The organism is Pseudomonas brassicacearum (assembly GCF_009601685.2).
Lineage (GTDB): Bacteria > Pseudomonadota > Gammaproteobacteria > Pseudomonadales > Pseudomonadaceae > Aquipseudomonas > Aquipseudomonas kilonensis_B.
In genome coordinates, this window is the sequence record NZ_CP045701.2 from 2,075,530 (window position 1) to 2,094,309 (window position 18,780).

General features: G+C 60.8%; 18 protein-coding genes. 2 read left to right on the plus strand and 16 right to left on the minus strand.

What is annotated here, in order from left to right; genetic code table 11:
- Window positions 1–118: 118 nt before the first annotated feature.
- The 12 genes from GFU70_RS09055 to ccoN (GFU70_RS09110) all read right to left on the minus strand — a co-directional run bounded on the left by GFU70_RS09055 (window position 119) and on the right by ccoN (GFU70_RS09110) (window position 10,326).
- Window positions 119–658: a FixH family protein gene (locus GFU70_RS09055; RefSeq protein ID WP_058544614.1), complete on the minus strand. Its 540-nt coding sequence runs from the start codon at window positions 656–658 to the stop codon at window positions 119–121.
- Window positions 659–669: 11 nt separating this feature from the next.
- The gene (ccoG, locus tag GFU70_RS09060; protein ID WP_064106769.1) at window positions 670–2,085 is read right to left on the minus strand and encodes a cytochrome c oxidase accessory protein CcoG; all 1,416 of its coding nucleotides are present in this window, start codon (window positions 2,083–2,085) and stop codon (window positions 670–672) included.
- A gap of 520 nt (window positions 2,086–2,605) precedes the next feature.
- A complete protein-coding gene (locus GFU70_RS09065; RefSeq protein ID WP_153387901.1) occupies window positions 2,606–3,016 on the minus strand; it encodes a type II toxin-antitoxin system VapC family toxin in 411 nt (136 codons plus the stop codon).
- Window positions 3,017–3,271, minus strand: a complete 255-nt coding sequence (locus GFU70_RS09070) for a type II toxin-antitoxin system Phd/YefM family antitoxin (RefSeq protein ID WP_024618410.1) — start codon at window positions 3,269–3,271, stop codon at window positions 3,017–3,019.
- A gap of 151 nt (window positions 3,272–3,422) precedes the next feature.
- Window positions 3,423–4,406 (minus strand): cytochrome-c oxidase, cbb3-type subunit III, encoded by a 984-nt coding sequence (gene ccoP / locus GFU70_RS09075; RefSeq protein WP_116642836.1) that lies wholly within the window; start codon window positions 4,404–4,406, stop codon window positions 3,423–3,425.
- Complete coding sequence (locus GFU70_RS09080) at window positions 4,403–4,588, minus strand: CcoQ/FixQ family Cbb3-type cytochrome c oxidase assembly chaperone (RefSeq protein ID WP_003175465.1); 186 nt, start codon at window positions 4,586–4,588, stop codon at window positions 4,403–4,405. The genes ccoP (GFU70_RS09075) and GFU70_RS09080 overlap by 4 nt, the downstream gene beginning before the upstream one ends.
- 5 nt (window positions 4,589–4,593) lie before the next feature.
- Window positions 4,594–5,202 (minus strand): cytochrome-c oxidase, cbb3-type subunit II, encoded by a 609-nt coding sequence (gene ccoO / locus GFU70_RS09085; protein WP_003199605.1) that lies wholly within the window; start codon window positions 5,200–5,202, stop codon window positions 4,594–4,596.
- The gene (gene ccoN, locus GFU70_RS09090) at window positions 5,202–6,644 is read right to left on the minus strand and encodes a cytochrome-c oxidase, cbb3-type subunit I (RefSeq protein ID WP_058544616.1); all 1,443 of its coding nucleotides are present in this window, start codon (window positions 6,642–6,644) and stop codon (window positions 5,202–5,204) included. Before ccoN (GFU70_RS09090) ends, ccoO (GFU70_RS09085) begins: the two co-directional genes overlap by 1 nt.
- 481 nt (window positions 6,645–7,125) lie before the next feature.
- The gene (gene ccoP, locus GFU70_RS09095; protein WP_058544617.1) at window positions 7,126–8,079 is read right to left on the minus strand and encodes a cytochrome-c oxidase, cbb3-type subunit III; all 954 of its coding nucleotides are present in this window, start codon (window positions 8,077–8,079) and stop codon (window positions 7,126–7,128) included.
- Window positions 8,076–8,279, minus strand: coding sequence for a cbb3-type cytochrome oxidase subunit 3 (locus tag GFU70_RS09100; RefSeq protein ID WP_058544618.1), 204 nt, complete (start codon window positions 8,277–8,279; stop codon window positions 8,076–8,078). Before GFU70_RS09100 ends, ccoP (GFU70_RS09095) begins: the two co-directional genes overlap by 4 nt.
- 3 nt (window positions 8,280–8,282) lie before the next feature.
- Window positions 8,283–8,891, minus strand: a complete 609-nt coding sequence (gene ccoO, locus GFU70_RS09105; RefSeq protein ID WP_153387902.1) for a cytochrome-c oxidase, cbb3-type subunit II — start codon at window positions 8,889–8,891, stop codon at window positions 8,283–8,285.
- A gap of 10 nt (window positions 8,892–8,901) precedes the next feature.
- Complete coding sequence (gene ccoN / locus GFU70_RS09110; RefSeq protein WP_057452412.1) at window positions 8,902–10,326, minus strand: cytochrome-c oxidase, cbb3-type subunit I; 1,425 nt, start codon at window positions 10,324–10,326, stop codon at window positions 8,902–8,904.
- A gap of 95 nt (window positions 10,327–10,421) precedes the next feature.
- On the opposite strand from ccoN (GFU70_RS09110), the gene GFU70_RS09115 reads away from it, so the two are divergent.
- A complete protein-coding gene (locus GFU70_RS09115; protein ID WP_153387903.1) occupies window positions 10,422–11,114 on the plus strand; it encodes an alpha/beta family hydrolase in 693 nt (230 codons plus the stop codon).
- Between the two features lie 98 nt (window positions 11,115–11,212).
- Here GFU70_RS09115 and GFU70_RS09120 read toward each other — a convergent pair whose 3' ends face one another.
- The 4 genes from GFU70_RS09120 to acnA form a co-directional block, all read right to left on the minus strand.
- A complete protein-coding gene (locus GFU70_RS09120; protein WP_116642834.1) occupies window positions 11,213–11,677 on the minus strand; it encodes a hypothetical protein in 465 nt (154 codons plus the stop codon).
- A 296-nt stretch (window positions 11,678–11,973) separates the two neighbouring features.
- Entirely contained in the window at window positions 11,974–13,539 is a 1,566-nt protein-coding gene (locus GFU70_RS09125) for a methyl-accepting chemotaxis protein (protein WP_058544620.1), read from the minus strand.
- A gap of 87 nt (window positions 13,540–13,626) precedes the next feature.
- Entirely contained in the window at window positions 13,627–14,415 is a 789-nt protein-coding gene (locus GFU70_RS09130; protein WP_116642833.1) for a CPBP family intramembrane glutamic endopeptidase, read from the minus strand.
- A 322-nt stretch (window positions 14,416–14,737) separates the two neighbouring features.
- The gene (gene acnA / locus GFU70_RS09135; RefSeq protein ID WP_153387904.1) at window positions 14,738–17,479 is read right to left on the minus strand and encodes an aconitate hydratase AcnA; all 2,742 of its coding nucleotides are present in this window, start codon (window positions 17,477–17,479) and stop codon (window positions 14,738–14,740) included.
- 172 nt (window positions 17,480–17,651) lie between these two features.
- On the opposite strand from acnA, the gene rlmM reads away from it, so the two are divergent.
- Window positions 17,652–18,761 (plus strand): 23S rRNA (cytidine(2498)-2'-O)-methyltransferase RlmM, encoded by a 1,110-nt coding sequence (rlmM, locus tag GFU70_RS09140; RefSeq protein WP_018608570.1) that lies wholly within the window; start codon window positions 17,652–17,654, stop codon window positions 18,759–18,761.
- The last annotated feature ends 19 nt before the right edge of the window (window positions 18,762–18,780 follow it).

Sequence of the window (18,780 nt, forward strand, 5' to 3'; positions counted from 1 at the left end):
CGAAGGCTGCGATCTTTTGATCTTTTGATCTTTTGATCTTTCGCTTGGGACTCAAGCGGCTGGGCAAAGATCGCAGCCTCGCTTCGCTCGGCAGTTCCTACAGGGGCTGTCGTCTAGCTTATTTTCCCAGGTCTTCAGCGCCTTGCAGCGGTTCATCGCCGAGCAGGATGTCCTGGTTGTGGTTGATCTGCTCTTCTTCGAACAGGCGCCAGGTCTTGTCGTTCTCCACCCCGAGCAATTCGACAAAGCGCCGGCCCTCGACTTTGTCCGTCAACTGGCCGACGTAGCGCCCCGGTTCGCTGTCGTTGCGGGTCAGGACGATCTTGCGGTCCTTCTCCGGCTGGGTCGGCGAGATGAGGTTCAGTTCCAGGGTCTGGGGACGGCTGTTGCCGTTCAGGCGCAGGTTCACTTCACCGGTGAGCTCGTCCAGTTGCACGTTGGCGCGCAGTTGCAGGGTCTGGGCCAGCAATTCACGCTCCAGCGAACGATTGATGCCCTTGCCGGCTTCGTAATAGTTGTCGTTGACCAGGTTGTCCGGGTTCTTCACTGCAATGGTTACCATCGTCAGGCTCAGTGTCACCGAACAAGTCAGGATCGCGATGATGATCCACGGCCAGAGGTGCTTGTACCAAGGGCTGGTGGCGGTTGCTGCAGGCATGTTCAGTTCTCTCAACGAGTTTGTGGGCCGATGAACCGGCTCTTGGCTTCGACATGTACGCTTTCGTCATCGGCGTCCTTGAGGATGAAGGTCACCTCGTTGGTGCTCGATGGCAGTTGTTCTGGTGCGCTGGACAGCTCGACTGGCTGGCTGTAGATCTCGCCGGCCGCGACTTTGATTTCCCGGCGGCCTTGCAGCTTGAGGTCGGGCAGGCCAGTGGCTTCCAGGACGTACGTATGGTCGCGTTGGTCTTTGTTCATGATCTTCAGGCTGTAGACGTTCTCGATCCGGCCTTCGGCGTTTTCGCGGTACAGCACGCGGTCCTTGCTGACGTCGAAACCCACCAGCGAGCGCATGAAGAACGCTGCTGCCAACAGGCTGATCATGGTCAGCAGTACCAAGGCATAACCGATCAGGCGCGGGCGCAGTTTATGGGTTTTCTGCCCGGAAAGGTTGTGTTCGGTGGTGTAGCTGATCAGGCCGCGTGGATAATCCATTTTGTCCATGATGTTGTCGCAGGCGTCGATGCAGGCCGCGCAGCCGATGCACTCGATCTGCAGGCCGTCGCGGATGTCGATGCCGGTAGGGCAGACCTGGACGCACATGGTGCAATCGATGCAGTCCCCGAGACCCAGGGCCTTGTAGTCAACACCCTTCTTGCGCGGGCCACGGCTTTCGCCACGACGCGGGTCGTAGGAAACGATCAAGGTGTCTTTGTCGAACATCACGCTCTGGAAGCGCGCGTAAGGACACATGTAGATGCACACTTGCTCACGCAGCCAGCCGGCATTGCCGTAGGTGGCGAGGGTGAAGAAACCCACCCAGAAATACGACCAGCCATCGGCCTGGCCGGTAAAGAACTCGAACACCAGTTCGCGGATTGGCGTGAAGTAACCGACGAACGTCATGCCGGTGACGAAGCCGATCAGCAGCCATAGGCTGTGCTTGGCGAACTTGCGCAGGAACTTGTGGGCGCTCATGGGCGCCTTGTCGAGCTTGATGCGCTGGTTGCGATCGCCTTCGGTGACTTTTTCGCACCACATGAAGATCCAGGTCCACACGCTCTGCGGGCATGTGTAGCCGCACCATACGCGTCCGGCATAGACCGTGATGAAAAACAGGCCAAAGGCGGCAACGATCAACATCCCGGAGAGCAGGATGAAATCCTGGGGCCAGAAGGTGGCGCCGAAAATAAAGAATTTGCGTTCCGGCAAGTTCCACCAGACGGCCTGATGGCCACCCCAGTTCAGCCAGACCGTACCGAAATACAGCAGGAACAATAGTGCGCCGCCAACCATGCGCAGGTTGCGGAACAGGCCAGTGAAGGCTCGGGTGTAGATTTTTTCCCGAGAGGCATACAGGTCGACGCTTTTGTTCGCGTCCTTGGCAGGCGGGGTGACGTCATGTACCGGAATCTGGTTGCTCATCGAATGCATCCCACGGCAGTGGAAAAGTGCCGGGGCCAGTACGTGCCGACCACGGTCAGAAAGGGTGTTGCGGTGGCGCAATGATACGCCTGTCGCTCTAGCCCAAGGGTGCGACCTTTGGTCGCGTTGGGGGTCTGCATAGAATGGTGTAGCGGATGTAACAAGTCATGACTCAGATCAATTGACTATAGCTATTTCATAACGGTAAGCGAAACGAAGGGCGCGTTCTGAAGACTGCCCTGTTTTTGTGGCGAGGGAACTTGCTCCCGCTCGGCTGCGCGTAGGAGCTGCCGAAGGCTGCGATCTTTTGATCTTGATCTTGATCTTGATCTTGATCTTGGTCTTGGTCTTGGTCTTGATCTTGATCTTTCGCTCTCGACTCAATTGTCAGTGGAAAGATCGCAGCCTCGTTGCACTCGACAGCTCCTACACAGCTCCTACACAGCTCCTACACCGCCGCCCAGCGGGAGTTGGCCTCCTCGCCACAAAAGGCCATTTTGTGATGACTGCCGAATATGCATCAGCCAACCCACGGGTTGAGCACCGCCACGCCGCTGCTTTGAAAATCACTCACGTTGCGGGTCACCACGGTCAATCCATGGACCAGGGCGGTAGCGGCGATCAACGCATCGCATTCATTGCTGCGGTCAGGCACATGCAGGCGAGCGCAACGCAGTGCGACGGCACGGTCCACGGCCAGGATCCTGCCGGCAAAGGCTGGCATCACGTGACTATCCAGCCATGCCCGCAGGCGACTGCCTTGCGCCGGGTCCTTGCGTTCGAAGCGCAACACACCAGTTTCCAGTTCCAGTACGGTGATCGCCGAGAGATACAGGCTGGGAGCAGGAACGCTACGTGCCCAGGCTTGGACGTTTTTGTCTGCCTGGGGTTTGCGCAGTTCCGAGATGACATTGGTATCGAGTAAAAACATTCAGGACAGGTCCACCGAGCGGGGGGCGATGACGGCACGCTCGGTATCGAAGTCGATGTCCGGCGCATCGGGCATGACCAGCAACTCGACAATGCTGGTGCCGATGCCGGTCAGTTTCTGGTACTCCTCAATGCTTAGCAGCACATGGGCCGGCTTGCCACGGTCGGTGATAATCACCGGCCCTTCACGGGTGGCTTTTTTGGCACCACTTGTGTCGTGGTTGAATTCGCGGCTGGAGATGGTGGTGATGGACATGGAAGTGTCCTCGTTTGAACTTGAATGTAGGCACGTTACTACCTGTGTGGGTGGCCGGCAAGCAAAACGGATTTCCCCAGGTTTTTCGGCCAGTAACAAAAAGGCCCCGCCAATCTGATTGGCGGGGCCTTTGGTGTATCAGCTACTTGTCTTACTGGGCGTCAGCGGCCGGAGCCTTTTCGCCATGAGACAGGCTGTAGACATAGGCGGCCAGCAAGTGGACCTTGTCATTGCCTTGCAGGTCCGCTTGGGCAGGCATCTGGCCCTGGCGGCCGTAACGGATGGTCTGCTGCAGTTGAGCGAAGCTCGAACCATAGATGAAGCCGGCCGGATGCGTCAGGTCAGGTGCGCCCATGGCGGGCGTGCCCTTGCCGGCTGGGCCGTGGCAGGCCACGCAGTTGGCCGCGAACAGTTTCTGGCCGTTGGCCGGATCGGCCTTGGCGCCTTCCGGCAGTTTGCGGCCGTGCAGGCTGGTCACCAGGTAGGAAGCCACGTCAGCGACGCCTTGCTCGCCGACCACGGCAGCCCATCCCGGCATCACGGCGTGACGACCGCCCATGATGGTGGTCTTGATGGTTTCCGGTTCACCGCCCCAGCGCCAGTCGGCGTCGGTCAGGTTGGGGAAGCCATAGGCACCCTTGGCGTCGGAACCGTGGCAAACCGAGCAGTTGGAGGCGAACAGGCGGCCACCCATCTTCAGGGCTTGCGGGTCCTTGGCGACTTCTTCGATCGGCATGGAGGCGAACTTGGCGAAGATCGGACCGAACTTGGCGTCCGAACGAGCCATTTCCTTTTCCCACTCATGGACGCCGGTCCAGCCAGTCTGGCCGTTGGCGAAGGCGGTCTGCTTCTCGGTGTCCAGGTAGTTGTAGCCTGGCAGCAGGCCTTTCCAGTTGCCCAGGCCAGGGTAGAGCACCAGGTAACCGAGGGCGAACACAATGGTGCCCACGAACAGCATGAACCACCATTTTGGCAGTGGGTTGTCATATTCCTCGATGCCATCGAACGAGTGACCAACGGTCTCGTCCGTTTGCTCGGCGCGCTGGCCCTTGCGGGTCGACAACAGCAGCCAGGTCAGGGCGAAGATTGTTCCCAGACTGAGGACTGTGACGTACAGACTCCAGAACGTAGTCATTCTTTGTTACTCCTAGAAGCTTGCTCGACGTGCTTGATGGCTTCGGGATCATCCGCGAACGGCAGCAAGGTCGCGTCTTCAAACTCCGACTTGCGCTTGGGGCTGAACACCCACAAGGCCAGACCGATAAAGGCAACCATCACGACGACGGTGCCCAGGCCACGAATCATCCCGATATCCATCTAAATCACCGTTTGCTTTTGATGATGGTGCCCAGGCCTTGCAGATAGGCCACCAGCGCGTCCATTTCAGTCTTGCCCTTGACGGCATCCTTGGCACCGGCGATGTCTTCGTCGGTGTAAGGCACGCCCAGGGTGCGCAGGACTTCCATTTTCTTGGCGGTGTCTTTGCCGTCGAGCTTGTTTTCTACGAGGAACGGGTAGGCCGGCATTTTCGACTCAGGCACCACGTTGCGCGGGTTGTACAAGTGCGCACGATGCCAGTCGTCGGAGTAGCGGCCGCCAACACGGGCCAGGTCCGGACCGGTACGCTTGGAACCCCACAGGAACGGGTGGTCCCAGACGCTTTCACCGGCCACCGAATAGTGGCCGTAGCGCTCGGTCTCGGCGCGGAACGGACGGATCATCTGCGAGTGGCAGCCGACACAACCGTTGGCGATGTAGATGTCGCGACCTTCCAGTTCAAGGGCGGTACGTGGCTTCATGCCTTCGACCGGCTTGTTGGTCACGTCCTGGAAAAACAGCGGAACGATCTGGGTCAGGCCGCCGATGCTCACGGCGATGACCATGAAGAAGGCCAGCAGGCCGATATTCTTCTCTACGGCTTCGTGCTTCATCAGTGAGCTCCAACTACGGCGATCTTGGCGGCGGCTTCAGCTTCAGCCGGGTCAGAGGCACGAACGGTGCGGTACACGTTGTAGGCCATCAACAGCATGCCGCTGGCGAAGAACGCGCCGCCCAGGGCTCGGACGATATAGCCCGGGTGGCTGGCTTGCAGGGCTTCGACGAACGAGTAGGTCAGGGTGCCGTCGTCGTTGATTGCACGCCACATCAGGCCTTGGGTGATGCCGTTGACCCACATCGAGGCGATGTAGAGCACGGTGCCGATGGTCGCGAGCCAGAAGTGCGCGTTGATCAGGCCGGTGCTGTGCATCTGCGCACGACCGAACAGTTTCGGGATCATGTGGTAGATGGCGCCGATGGAAATCATCGCAACCCAGCCGAGCGCACCAGCGTGTACGTGGCCGATGGTCCAGTCGGTGTAGTGGCTCAGGGAGTTGACGGTCTTGATGGCCATCATCGGGCCTTCGAAGGTCGACATGCCGTAGAACGCCAACGACACCACCAGGAACCGCAGGATCGGGTCGGTGCGCAGCTTATGCCAGGCGCCCGACAGGGTCATCATGCCGTTGATCATGCCGCCCCAGCTTGGCGCCAGCAGGATGATCGACATCGCCATGCCCAGGGACTGCGCCCAGTCTGGCAGTGCGGTGTAGTGCAGGTGGTGGGGACCTGCCCAGATGTACAGGGTGATCAGCGCCCAGAAGTGCACGATGGACAGGCGATAGGAATAGATAGGACGCTCGGCCTGCTTCGGCACGAAGTAGTACATCATCCCCAGAAAGCCTGTGGTCAGGAAGAAGCCCACGGCGTTGTGGCCGTACCACCACTGGATCATCGCATCGGTCGCGCCCGAATAGGCCGAGTACGACTTGAAGAAGCTGACCGGCAGGGAGGCGTGGTTGACGATGTGCAGCATGGCCGTCACGAGGATGAAGGCACCGTAGAACCAGTTACCGACGTAGATGTGCTTGGTCTTGCGCTTGACGATGGTGCCGAAGAACACCAGCGCATAGGTCACCCAGACGATGGCCAGCAGGATAGCCAGGGGCCATTCCAGCTCTGCGTATTCCTTGGTGGTGGTGTAACCCAGTGGCAAGGTTACGATCGCGCCGACGATCACGGCTTGCCAACCCCAGAAGGTGAAGGCCGCGAGGCTGTCGGAAATCAGTCGCGTTTGGCAGGTTCGCTGCACGACGTAGTAAGAAGTGGCAAACAATGCACAACCACCGAAGGCGAAGATCACCAGGTTGGTGTGCAGCGGGCGCAGGCGTCCAAATGTCGTCCATGGCAGATCGAAGTTCAACTCCGGCCAGACCAGTTGCGAGGCGATGAAGACACCGAGCCCCATGCCAAGGATCCCCCAGACCACCGTCATGATGGCGAACTGGCGGACTACCTTATAGTTATAAGCAGTCGGACTGATTGCTGTGCTCATTCTAAGGTTCCACGGTTTGGGTGTTTTATTAGGATAAAAATCGGTCGCAAGTATGGAGAAAGCGGGGGGTCATTGCAACGCGCCATGACCTGGGTCAATGCTTTCCAAAGCTGATTCTGCGGCCTTTCCATGTTCGGTGTAGGGACAAAAATCGCCCACGGCAAATTGTCGCAACGAAGGAAAGAGGCGAGGGGGTCAGGTCGGTTGTAACGGGGTGTGTTCAAACACAGCGTTCGGGTGATGCCAGGCAACTGTCGCAACAGCCGGTATTCACCTGCCTTTGCGGCCTTTTTGACGAACGATTGTCGAACGCATCGGGTCGGGTGGACCTGAAACCGGCAGTCGCCAGCGCATGCAACGGCAAGCTTAGACCCGAATCCGGGGAACCGAAAGAAAGACTATGGGAGGGTGCGACAATGCGTCGCGCAGGGGCACGGAACAGCCGCATCCAGATGAATGCGGCTGTTGGTGTGGTCAGGATTTATTCGCTTTTGCTTTCAGCTTGCAGACGCTCGGTGCCGGTGCCGTGAGACAGGCTGTAGACGTAAGCGGCGAGCAATTGCACTTTGTCATTGCCCAGCAACTCATTCTGCGCCGGCATGTGGCCCTGGCGACCATGGCGAATGGTCTGTTGCAACTGTGCCAGGCTGGTGCCGTAGATGAAACCGGCTGGGTGCGTCAGGTTCGGCGCGCCCATGGCTTCGGTCCCTTGGCCGTTGGCGCCGTGGCAGGCGACGCAGGTGGTGTTGAAGGCCTGCTGGCCGGCTTGCAGGTCGGCACCGCTGTCCGCCGGCAGAGGCAGGCCGGCCAAGTCGTGGCGTACGTACGCGGCCACGTTCTTGACCCCGGCCTCTCCCAGGACCTCGCCCCAGGCCGGCATCGCCGCCATGCGGCCGCCCATGATGGTGGTCTTGATGGTGTCGGCAGCGCCGCCCCAGCGCCAGTTGCTGTCGGCCAGGTTCGGGAAGCCGAAGGCACCCTTGGCGTCCGAGCCGTGGCAGACCGAGCAGTTGGAGGCGAACAGGCGGCCACCCATCTTCAAGGCCTGTGGGTCCTTGGCCACTTCTTCCACGGGCATGGCGGCGAATTTGGCGAAGATCGGCCCGAACTTGGCGTCGGCCTTGGCCATTTCCTTTTCCCATTCATGGGCGCCGGTCCAGCCGTTCTCGTAGCCCGGCAGGATGCCTTTCCAGTTGCCCAGGCCTGGATAGAGGACCAGGTAGCCGACGGAAAACACCAGGGTGCCGGCGAACAACAGGAACCACCACTGCGGCAGCGGGTTGTCGTACTCCTCGATGCCGTCGAAGCTGTGGCCCATGGTCTGGTCGACGCTGCCCTTGGTCTCGCCCTTGCGGGTGCCGATCAGCAGCCACGTCAGGCCGATGAGGCTGCCGATGGTCAGTACGCAGATCCACGTACTCCAGAAGGTGGTCATGGCCGGGTACTCCTTGTTGCAGGGTCTTGGGGGGTGGCGATGTCGGCAGGTGGCTCGTCGGCGAACGGCAACAGGCGCGCTTCGGCGAACTCTGGACGACGTTTGCTGCTGAATACCCACAGGGTCAGGCCAATGAAGGCCACGAACACCACGACCGTGCCCAGGCCGCGGATCATTCCAGTACTCATTTCAAGAACCATGGCTCACCTCTTGCTCTTGATGGCAGTGCCGAGCACTTGCAGGTAGGCCACCAGCGCGTCCATTTCGGTCTTGCCCTTGAGCGAGGCCACGCTACCGATGATGTCGTCGTCGGTGTACGGCACGCCCAGGGTGCGCATGGCGCGCAGCTTGCCTTCGGTGTGGCTGCTGTCTACTGCCTGGGTCACCAGCCATGGGTAGGCCGGCATTTTCGATTCGGGCACGACGTTGCGCGGGTTGTACAAGTGGGCGCGGTGCCAGTCATCGGAGTAGCGCGCGCCGACCCGTGCCAGGTCCGGCCCGGTGCGCTTGGAGCCCCACAGGAATGGGTGGTCCCAGACGCTTTCGCCGGCAACGGAGTAGTGGCCGTAGCGCTCGGTCTCGGCGCGGAACGGACGGATCATCTGCGAGTGGCAGCCGACGCAGCCTTCGCGGATGTAGATGTCTCGACCTTCCAGTTGCAGGGCGGTGTAGGGCTTCATGCCGTCCACCGGTTTATTGGTCACGTCCTGGAAGAACAGCGGCACGATCTGGGTCAGGCCACCAATGCTCACGGCCAGGACCATCAGCAGCATCAGCAGGCCGACGTTTTTTTCGATTGTTTCGTGTTTCATGGTGGATTCCTCAGGCCATCTGCGCGGCAGCGGCGGCTTCGGCAGGCTGGGAAGCCTGCACGGTGCGCCAGGTGTTGTAGGCCATCAGCAGCATGCCGCTGAGGAAGATCGCCCCGCCCACCAACCGCACGACGAAGCCTGGGTGGCTGGCCACCAGGGTTTCGACGAAGGAGTAGGTCAGCGTGCCGTCGTCGTTGATTGCACGCCACATCAGGCCCTGGGCGATGCCGTTGACCCACATCGAGGCGATGTAGAGCACGGTGCCGATGGTCGCGAGCCAGAAGTGCGCATTGATCAAGCCGATGCTGTACATCTGCTCGCGACCGAAGATTTTCGGGATCATGTGATACAGCGCGCCGATGGACACCATTGCCACCCAGCCCAAGGCGCCGGCATGAACGTGGCCGATGGTCCAGTCGGTGTAGTGGGAGAGGGCGTTGACGGTCTTGATCGCCATCATCGGACCTTCGAAGGTCGACATGCCGTAGAACGCCAGGGACACCACCAAAAACCGCAGGATCGGGTCGCTGCGCAACTTATGCCAGGCGCCCGAAAGGGTCATCATGCCGTTGATCATGCCGCCCCAGCTCGGTGCCAGCAGGATCAGCGACATCACCATGCCCAGTGACTGTGCCCAGTCCGGCAGCGCGGTGTAGTGCAGGTGGTGGGGACCTGCCCAGATGTACAGGGTGATCAACGCCCAGAAGTGCACGATGGACAAGCGATAGGAGTACACCGGGCGCTCGGCCTGTTTCGGCACGAAGTAATACATCATCCCCAAAAAGCCCGCGGTGAGGAAAAAGCCCACGGCGTTGTGGCCGTACCACCACTGCACCATCGCATCGGTTGCACCGCCATAGGCCGAGTAGGACTTGGTGAAGCTCACCGGCAATTCGGCGTTATTGATCAGGTGCAGGATCGCCACGGTGATGATGAACGCACCGAAGAACCAGTTGCCGACGTAGATGTGCTTGGTCTTGCGCTTTGCCAATGTGCCGAAGAACACGATGGCGTAGGCGACCCAGACGATGGTGATCAGAATATCGATCGGCCATTCCAGCTCGGCGTATTCCTTGGAACTGGTGTAGCCCAGTGGCAGGCTGATGGCCGCCAGCAGGATCACCAGTTGCCAGCCCCAGAAGCAGAACGCGGCGATTTTCGGCGCGAACAACTGAGTCTGGCAGGTGCGTTGCACCGAGTAGAACGAACTGGCGAACAGGGCGCAGCCGCCGAAAGCGAAGATCACCGCGTTGGTGTGCAGCGGGCGCAGGCGGCCGAAGCTGGTCCAGGGCAAATCGAAGTTGAGTTGTGGCCAGACCAATTGGGCGGCGAGAAAAACCCCGAGCCCCATGCCGACGATGCCCCACACCACCGTCATAATGGCGAATTGGCGGACCACCTTGTAGTTGTAGGCGGTACTGATAGAAGTGTTCATGGTTCCCCATCCACGGTTCAGCCGAAGTAGCGCCTGCGCAAGGCAGTGCGGCGTTCTTCGCCTGGAGTTATAGGCAGACTAAAAGCGAGGTCAGCATGGACAAACAGCACAAGGCCAGTATTGACGGGGATCAATGGGCGCGATGTGTGGCCGAACACGGCTGGTTGTGGACAGCCGGGCAATCGGTCGCCAGCGCCAGGGCACCCACCCTGATCCTGGCCCATGGCGCCGGTGCGCCAATGGACAGTGGCTTTATGGAACAAATGGCCGCGCGCCTTGGCGCACAGGGCGTCAACGTGTTGCGCTTCGAGTTTCCCTACATGGCCCAGCGGCGCCTGGATGGGGGCAAGCGGCCACCCAACCCGGCACCTAAGCTGCTGGAATGCTGGCGTGAGGTGTACGCCACGGTGCGGCCTTATGTCGCTGGGCGCTTGGCCGTGGGGGGTAAATCCATGGGCGGGCGCATGGCGAGCCTGCTGGCCGATGAGCTGGGCGCCGATGCGCTGGTGTGCCTGGGCTATCCCTTCTACGCGGTGGGCAAGCCGCAGAAGCCACGGGTCGAGCATCTGGCGGCGTTGAAAACCCGGACCTTGATCGTCCAGGGCGAGCGCGATGCGTTGGGCAATCGGGAGGCGGTGCAGGGGTATGCCTTGTCACCGAGCATCGAGGTGTTGTGGCTGGCGTCGGGCGATCATGATTTGAAGCCGCTGAAGGCTTCGGGGTTTAGTCATGAGCAGCATCTGGAGGCGGCGGCGCAAAAAGTGGCTGGGTTTCTTATTCGGGAGTGAAGTGTTTGTCTCGGCCTAACAGGCTCCCCAGAGGGTAAATAAAGTCATGAGGGGGAACCTGTTTGCGGCAAAGGATTTGCCTCTTTGCATGAGTATTTTTATTCACCGAGGATTAAATCAAATGTCCCTGTCGGGTTCAGTCGATAACCATCAGTTTTGAAGAGGGCGCTGAAGTCGCCCTTGGCTGTTCCTTTGATAGGGTCGAGCCGGATGGTTAGTTCTGCTTTATCTGCACTGACCGTCTGAAAGCCATAGAAACCGGGCGGTGCGGGGATCGAGTGGATGTGATGAAACGTGAGTCCGCCTTCCATTGTGTAGCTGGCATCCATAATTTCATCGCTGACGTAGGGAATTGCAAAACCGAAAAGGAAGAAGTTCTCCTCGGGACCCGAGCCGGTGCTTCCGCTAAGGGACCAACTCTTCTCTCCCGTGGGTGGATATATATGCAGGTAAAACAATGTGCTTTCGGCGCTGACGGGACCTGTGCCGAGGTTCCAGATAAATGAGTTTCCTGTGGCTTTCAGGGTCTTTTCTTTGGGAATGAAAAAACTTTGACTGTTCATGTGAGTCCCTCTCTGTTAGTTGCCTCGCATTAAAATGTCTTACTGGCTTTCGCAGGGTAAGGTCGTGGGGGTTGCTGTCTACTGTCAGAGCTGACAGGTGGCGGCGAATAAGATGGCTGAGTTTCTTCGGCGGGTTTCTGGCAGGTATTCCGGCATCGTCGCGAGCAAGCTCCCACAGGCGGGGTGACCGCCACAAATCCAGTGTGAGAGCGAGCTTGCTCGAGATAGCGCTCTATCAGGCAACAAAAAACCCGGAAGCTTTCGCTGTCCGGGTTTTTTGATCAGGCCGACATCTGTCAGCGGTTAAACCGCTCCACCAACGAGTACTGGGTATGGGCCGTTCGAGTCAGTTCTTCGCTCAGCAGTGCCGAGCTGTGGGCCTGGCCCGAGGTCTGGTCGGCCAGTTCCGAGATATTGCTGATGTTGCGGCTGATCTCCTCGGCCACTGAGCTTTGCTCCTCGGTGGCGGCGGCGATCTGGGTGGTCATGTCGGTGATATGGGCCACCGCTTCGCTGATCCCCACCAGCGCCTCGTCCGCTTCCATGACCCGTGCCACGCCTTCTTCGGCCTGGCGATGGCCGGCGTCCATGGTCTGCACGGCGTTGGTGGCGGTCTGCTGGAGCTTGGCGATCAGGGCGTGGATCTGCCCGGTGGATTCGCTGGTGCGTTGTGCCAGTTGCCGCACTTCGTCAGCCACCACGGCAAAGCCGCGGCCCATTTCCCCGGCACGGGCCGCTTCGATGGCGGCGTTGAGGGCCAGCAGGTTGGTCTGGTCGGCGATGCCTTTGATCACGTCGACCACACCACCGATCTCGTCGCTGTCCTTGGCCAGCTGGGTCACGGTCTGCCCGGTCTCGCCGACCACCACCGACAGGCGCTCGATGGCTTCGCGGGTTTCGCCGGCGATGTCGCGGCCGCGGCTGGTCAGGCGATTGGCTTCCTGGGTGGCATCGGCGGTGCGCTGCACGTGGCTGGCGACTTCCTGGGTCGTTGCCGCCATCTGGTTGACGGCCGTGGCGACCTGTTCGGTTTCCACCCGCTGGCGCTCCAGGCCGCTGGAACTGTCATGGGCCAGGGTGTTGGACTGCCGAGCCTGGTCGTTGAGGTGCTCGGCGGTGTCCTGCAGGCGGGTCAGGCAGGTTTTCAGGCGCGCTTCCTGGCTGAGGATCGACATCTCCAGGCGTGCCTGGACGCCGCGGCTGTCGGTGTACATCCGCGCGATCAGCGGGTCGGACGTGGTTTGCTCGGCCAGGCGCAGCAGGCGTTTGATCCCGCGCTGCTGCCATTGCAAGCCCAGGAGCCCCAGCGGCACCGACAGCAGGGCGGCCAGAGCGAAGCCCCAGGAGGAATCCAGGAACGCGCCGACGATGAAACTCAACTGGCTGACCAGGATAAACGGTAGCCAGTCCTGCAGTATGGGCACCCATTTGTCGCTGCCCGGAACCGCGGACTTGCCTTGGTTGATGCGTTGATAAAGCGCTTCGGCGCGGGCGATCTGCTCGGCGCTGGGCTTGACTCGTACCGACTCGTAGCCGATCACCTGATTGCCCTCGAACACGGGCGTGACATAGGCGTTGACCCAGTAATGGTCACCGTTCTTGCTGCGGTTCTTGACGATGCCCATCCATGGCAAGCCTTGTTTCAGCGTACCCCACATGTGCGCGAACACCGCGGATGGGACGTCGGGATGGCGCACGAGATTGTGCGGCGAACGAATCAGTTCTTCCTTCGAATACCCGCTGATGTCAACGAACGCGTCGTTGCAGTAGGTGATTACGCCCTTGGCGTCGGTGGTCGAAATCAATCGTTGCTGGGCCGGGAAGGTCCTTTCGCGTTGTGTGACGGGTTGGTTGTTGCGCATGGTGTGTAGATCCGCAAGGCTTTGAAAGGCTATGAAAGGTTGTCGGCGGTGTCAGGTTTTAATTGAAGTTATTTTTGCTTGTCGCTATCACGCCAGCATCGGGTAGGTAAATAGGGCGAAATGAAGCAGGTTGAGGAAAAAATGCGTGGCAATCGCCGCGCCCAGGCCGCCGAAACGATACGCCAGGCCGTAGCCGACCCCCGCCAGGCCCGACAGCAACACCCATTGCCAACCTGCGCCAGCGTGCACCAGGCCGAACAGCAGCGAGGCCAGGAGCAGCGCCAGGTTGTCGCCGTAATTCAGGTGTTTGAAGCGCCGGCTCAAGCCCCCCTGAATGTAGCCACGAAACAGCGCTTCCTCCACCAGCGTCACCAATAAAAGATTATTGAGCACCCATATCCAGGCGTGATCCGGCCATTTGGGTGCCCAATGGATCATGCCCAGCAGCACCGCCCCGCCGAGGGCCAGCACCGCGCTCAATGCCAGGCCCTGTGCCGTGGCCAGGACCGACAGGCGCAACGATCGTCGGCCGACGATCCAGGGGCAGGCCAGCAACAGCCAGAAACCGATCAGCGGCTTGTCCTGGTTCAGGTACATGGCAAACGGCGCGGCATCGTCGGTCAGGCGTTGCGCCGGGATCACCCGCCCATTGAAGAAGCCAGGCATCCAATGCAGGGCCAGTGCCAGGGCCATGACCAGGAACAAGGCATGCCCGAGAAACTGGCCTACCGGCGTTTGCTGCTGGCGAACCGCATACCCGGCGAACAACAGCAGCGCGACCGAGATGATCGCCGTCCAGGCCAAATGGCCGTAGACCAGCGCCAGACAGTAGCCTGTGGAGAGAAGGGCCAGGTGAAGCCAGGGTAAAGCAGGCATACAGCATCCTTTTAGCAGGAGCGCTCTGGGCGAGGGCGGCCGTCGGGTGTTCGACGCCACCGTGTCGCGCAAAGAGCACATTTGCGTCCATGCAGGTTCATGCGCAGGAGAGCAAGCAGTTGGCAGACTCTGTCCCGTGAGCGTCGGCGGGATTATAGGCAGGCTGATATAAAAACACCGCCTGTTAAAACGCTAATAACGGTCAGTAAGCCGCAGAAGCTGTGGGAGCGGGCTTGCTCGCGATAGGGACTTGTCAGTCAACATCGATATTGGCTGATCGACCGCTATCGCGAGCAAGCTCGCTCCCAGTGGGTGCTTATCTTTAACCGGCAATCAACTGCCGCAAGACATAGTGAAGAATCCCGCCGGCCTTGAAATACTCCACTTCATTCAAGGTATCGATCCGGCACAGCACTTCGATTCGCTCCTGGCTGCCGTCCTCGCGGGTGATGACCAGGGGCAGGTTCATGCGCGGCGTCAGTTCGACGTCATTGAGTCCCAGGATGTCCAAGGTTTCCTTGCCCGTGAGGTTCAGGCTCTTGCGGTTCTGGTCGAGCTTGAACTGCAATGGCAGTACGCCCATGCCCACCAGGTTGGAGCGATGGATGCGCTCGAAGCTTTCGGCGATCACTGCCTTGACCCCCAGCAGGTTCGTGCCCTTGGCGGCCCAGTCCCGGCTCGACCCGGTGCCATATTCCTGGCCGGCGATCACCACCAGGGGCGTGCCCGTGGCCTGGTACAGCATGGCGGCGTCGTAGATCGGCATTCGTTCGCCGCTGGGAATGTAGATCGTGTTGCCGCCTTCTTCGCCGTCGAGCATTTCGTTACGAATGCGGATATTGGCGAAGGTGCCGCGCATCATCACTTGGTGGTTGCCGCGCCTGGAACCGTAGGAGTTGAAGTCTCGCGGCTCCACGCCCTGTTCGCGCAAGTAGCGACCGGCCGGGCTGTCCGTCTTGATGTTGCCGGCCGGGGAGATGTGGTCGGTGGTCACCGAGTCCCCCAGCAGGGCCAGGACCCGGGCACCCTCGACGTTCCTGATGGCCGGTGGCGGCCCGCCGATGTCGTCGAAGAATGGCGGGTGCTGGATATAGGTCGAGTCGTCCTGCCAGACGTAAGTCGCCGCTTGCGGCACTTCGATGGCCTGCCATTGCTCGTCACCGGCAAACACGGCGGCGTATTCCTTGTGGAACATGCTGGTGTTGACCTGGGCCACGGCGGCGGCCACTTCCTGGCTGCTGGGCCAGATGTCCCGCAGGTACACCGGCTTGCCGTCCCGGTCGTTGCCCAGCGGCTCGCTGCTGATGTCGATGCGCACCGTGCCGGCCAGGGCATAGGCGACCACCAGCGGCGGGGAGGCCAGCCAGTTGGTCTTCACCAGTGGGTGCACCCGGCCTTCGAAGTTGCGGTTGCCCGACAATACCGAGGCCACGGTCAGGTCGGCTTTCTGGATGGCTTTTTCGATGGGCTCCGGCAACGGCCCGGAGTTGCCGATGCAGGTGGTGCAGCCATAGCCCACCAGGTCGAAACCGAGTTTATCCAGGTATTCGGTCAGGCCGGCGGCCTTGTAGTAATCGGTGACCACCTTGGAGCCCGGGGCCAGGGAACTCTTGACCCAGGGCTTGCGGGTCTGGCCTTTTTCCACGGCTTTTTTGGCCAGCAGCCCGGCGGCCATCATCACGCTGGGGTTGGAGGTGTTGGTGCACGAGGTGATGGCGGCGATTACCACCGCGCCGTTTTTCAGGCGATGGGTGTGGCCTTCGAATTCGTATTCGGCTTCGCCCACCTGGTCGGCATTGCCCACCGCGACGCCACCGCCACCTTCACTTTCCAGGCGACCTTCTTCTTTGCGGGTGGGTTTGACCTGCAACCCCAGGAAGTCGCTGAAAGCCTGACCGACGTTCGGCAGCGAAACCCGGTCCTGAGGGCGTTTCGGCCCGGCGAGGCTGGCTTCGACGCTGCCCATGTCCAGCTCCAGGGTGTCGGTGAACACCGGTTCCTGGCCGGGCAAGCGCCACAGGCCCTGGGCCTTGCAATAGGCTTCCACCAGTTTCACTGTTTCCGTCGGCCTTCCCGACAGACGCAGGTAGTCCAGGGTCACCTCGTCCACCGGGAAGAAACCGCAGGTGGCGCCGTATTCCGGAGCCATGTTGGCGATGGTGGCGCGGTCGGCCAGGGGCAGGTCGGCAAGACCGTCGCCATAGAACTCGACGAACTTGCCCACCACGCCTTTCTTGCGCAGCATCTGCGTGACGGTCAGCACCAGGTCGGTGGCGGTGATGCCTTCGCGCAGCTTGCCGACGAGTTTGAAGCCGATGACCTCGGGAATCAGCATCGACACCGGTTGGCCGAGCATGGCCGCTTCCGCCTCGATCCCGCCGACGCCCCAGCCCAGCACGCCGAGGCCATTGATCATGGTGGTGTGCGAATCGGTGCCCACCAGGGTGTCCGGGAACGCGTAGGTGAGACCGTCTTCCTCTTTGGTCCACACGGTGCGGCCCAGGTATTCAAGGTTGACCTGATGGCAGATGCCGGTGCCCGGTGGCACCACGCTGAAGTTGTCGAAAGCGCTCTGGCCCCAGCGCAGGAAGGCGTAGCGTTCACCGTTGCGTTGCATTTCGATGTCGACGTTCTGCTCGAACGCCTGGCTGCTGGCGAATTTGTCCACCATCACCGAGTGGTCGATCACCAGGTCCACCGGCGACAGCGGGTTGATCCGCTGGGGATCGCCGCCGGCCTTTTCCATGGCGGCGCGCATGGCGGCCAGGTCGACCACGGCGGGGACGCCGGTGAAATCCTGCATCAACACCCGGGCGGGGCGGTATTGAATCTCGCGGTCGGAGCGGCGTTCCTTGAGCCACCCGGCCAGGGCCTTGAGGTCGGTGCCGGTGACGGTTTTTTCATCTTCCCAACGCAGCAGGTTTTCCAGCAGTACCTTCAACGACATGGGCAGTTTGTCCAGGTCGCCCAGGCTTCGGGCGGCATCCGGCAGGCTGAAATAGTGGTAGGTCCTGGCGTCGACTTGCAGTGTTTTAAGGGTTTTCAGGCTATCGAGGGACGGCATTGAAATCACTCCTTTGAGTCCGCACGGCTACGGACTGACGGAACGGACAGAGCCTTTAACCTAGCCCTGTTTTGAGCGTATGACTAATCACTGGACTCTATGGGCAGGTTCGGGGTTCCGAAGTCCGCTATCATGCGGCGGTTTTCGTGACAGGCTTTGCTACGGAGTTTCAATGAATACGCTTTTCATGCACTGCCGCCCGGGCTTCGAAGGCGAGGTCTGTTCCGAGATCGCCGAACACGCGGCCCGGCTCAACGTGGCCGGCTACGCCAAGGCCAAACCGGCCAGTGCCTGCGCTGAGTTTGTCTGCACCGAAGACGACGGCGCCGAGCGGCTGATGGGCGGCCAGCGTTTCGCCGAACTGATTTTTCCGCGCCAGTGGGCGCGCGGTACTTTCATCGATTTGCCGGAAACCGATCGCATCAGCGTCATCCTGGCCCACATGGCCGCTTTCCCGACCTGTGGCAGCCTGTGGCTGGAGGTGGTGGACACCAACGACGGCAAGGAGCTGTCGAACTTCTGCAAAAAGTTCGAAGGCCCCTTGCGCAAGGCGCTGATTGGCGCCGGCAAGCTGGTGGACGACCCACGCAAGCCGCGCCTGCTGCTGACCTTCAAGAGCGGCCGCGAAGTGTTCCTGGGCCTGGCCGAATCCGATAACTCGGCGATGTGGCCCATGGGCATTCCCCGCCTGAAATTTCCCCGGGAAGCGCCGAGCCGCTCCACCCTCAAGCTTGAAGAGGCCTGGCACCACTTCATCCCCCGGGACCAGTGGGACGAGCGCCTGCACAGCGACATGACCGGCGTGGACCTCGGCGCCGCGCCGGGCGGCTGGACCTGGCAGTTGGTCAACCGGGGCATGCTGGTGACAGCCATCGACAATGGCCCGATGGCCGAAAGCCTGATGGACACCGGTCTGGTGCAGCACCTGATGGCGGACGGCTTCACGTTCAAGCCCAAGCAGCCGGTGGACTGGATGGTCTGCGACATCGTCGAGAAACCGGCGCGCAACGCGGCGATGCTGGAAGAGTGGATCGGCGAGGGCCATTGTCGCGAGGCCGTGGTCAACCTCAAGCTGCCGATGAAACAGCGTTATGCCGAGGTCAAGCGCCTGCTCGAACGCATTGCCGAGGGTTTCAAGGCTCGGGGGATCAAGGTCGAGATCGGTTGCAAGCAGCTGTACCACGACCGCGAGGAAGTGACGTGCCATCTGCGGCGGCTGGACACGAAAAAGCCCCGTGGGAGCAAAGCTGTGGGAGCAAAGCTTGCTCGCGATGAACGATGACGCGGTCTGGAGACTGAGG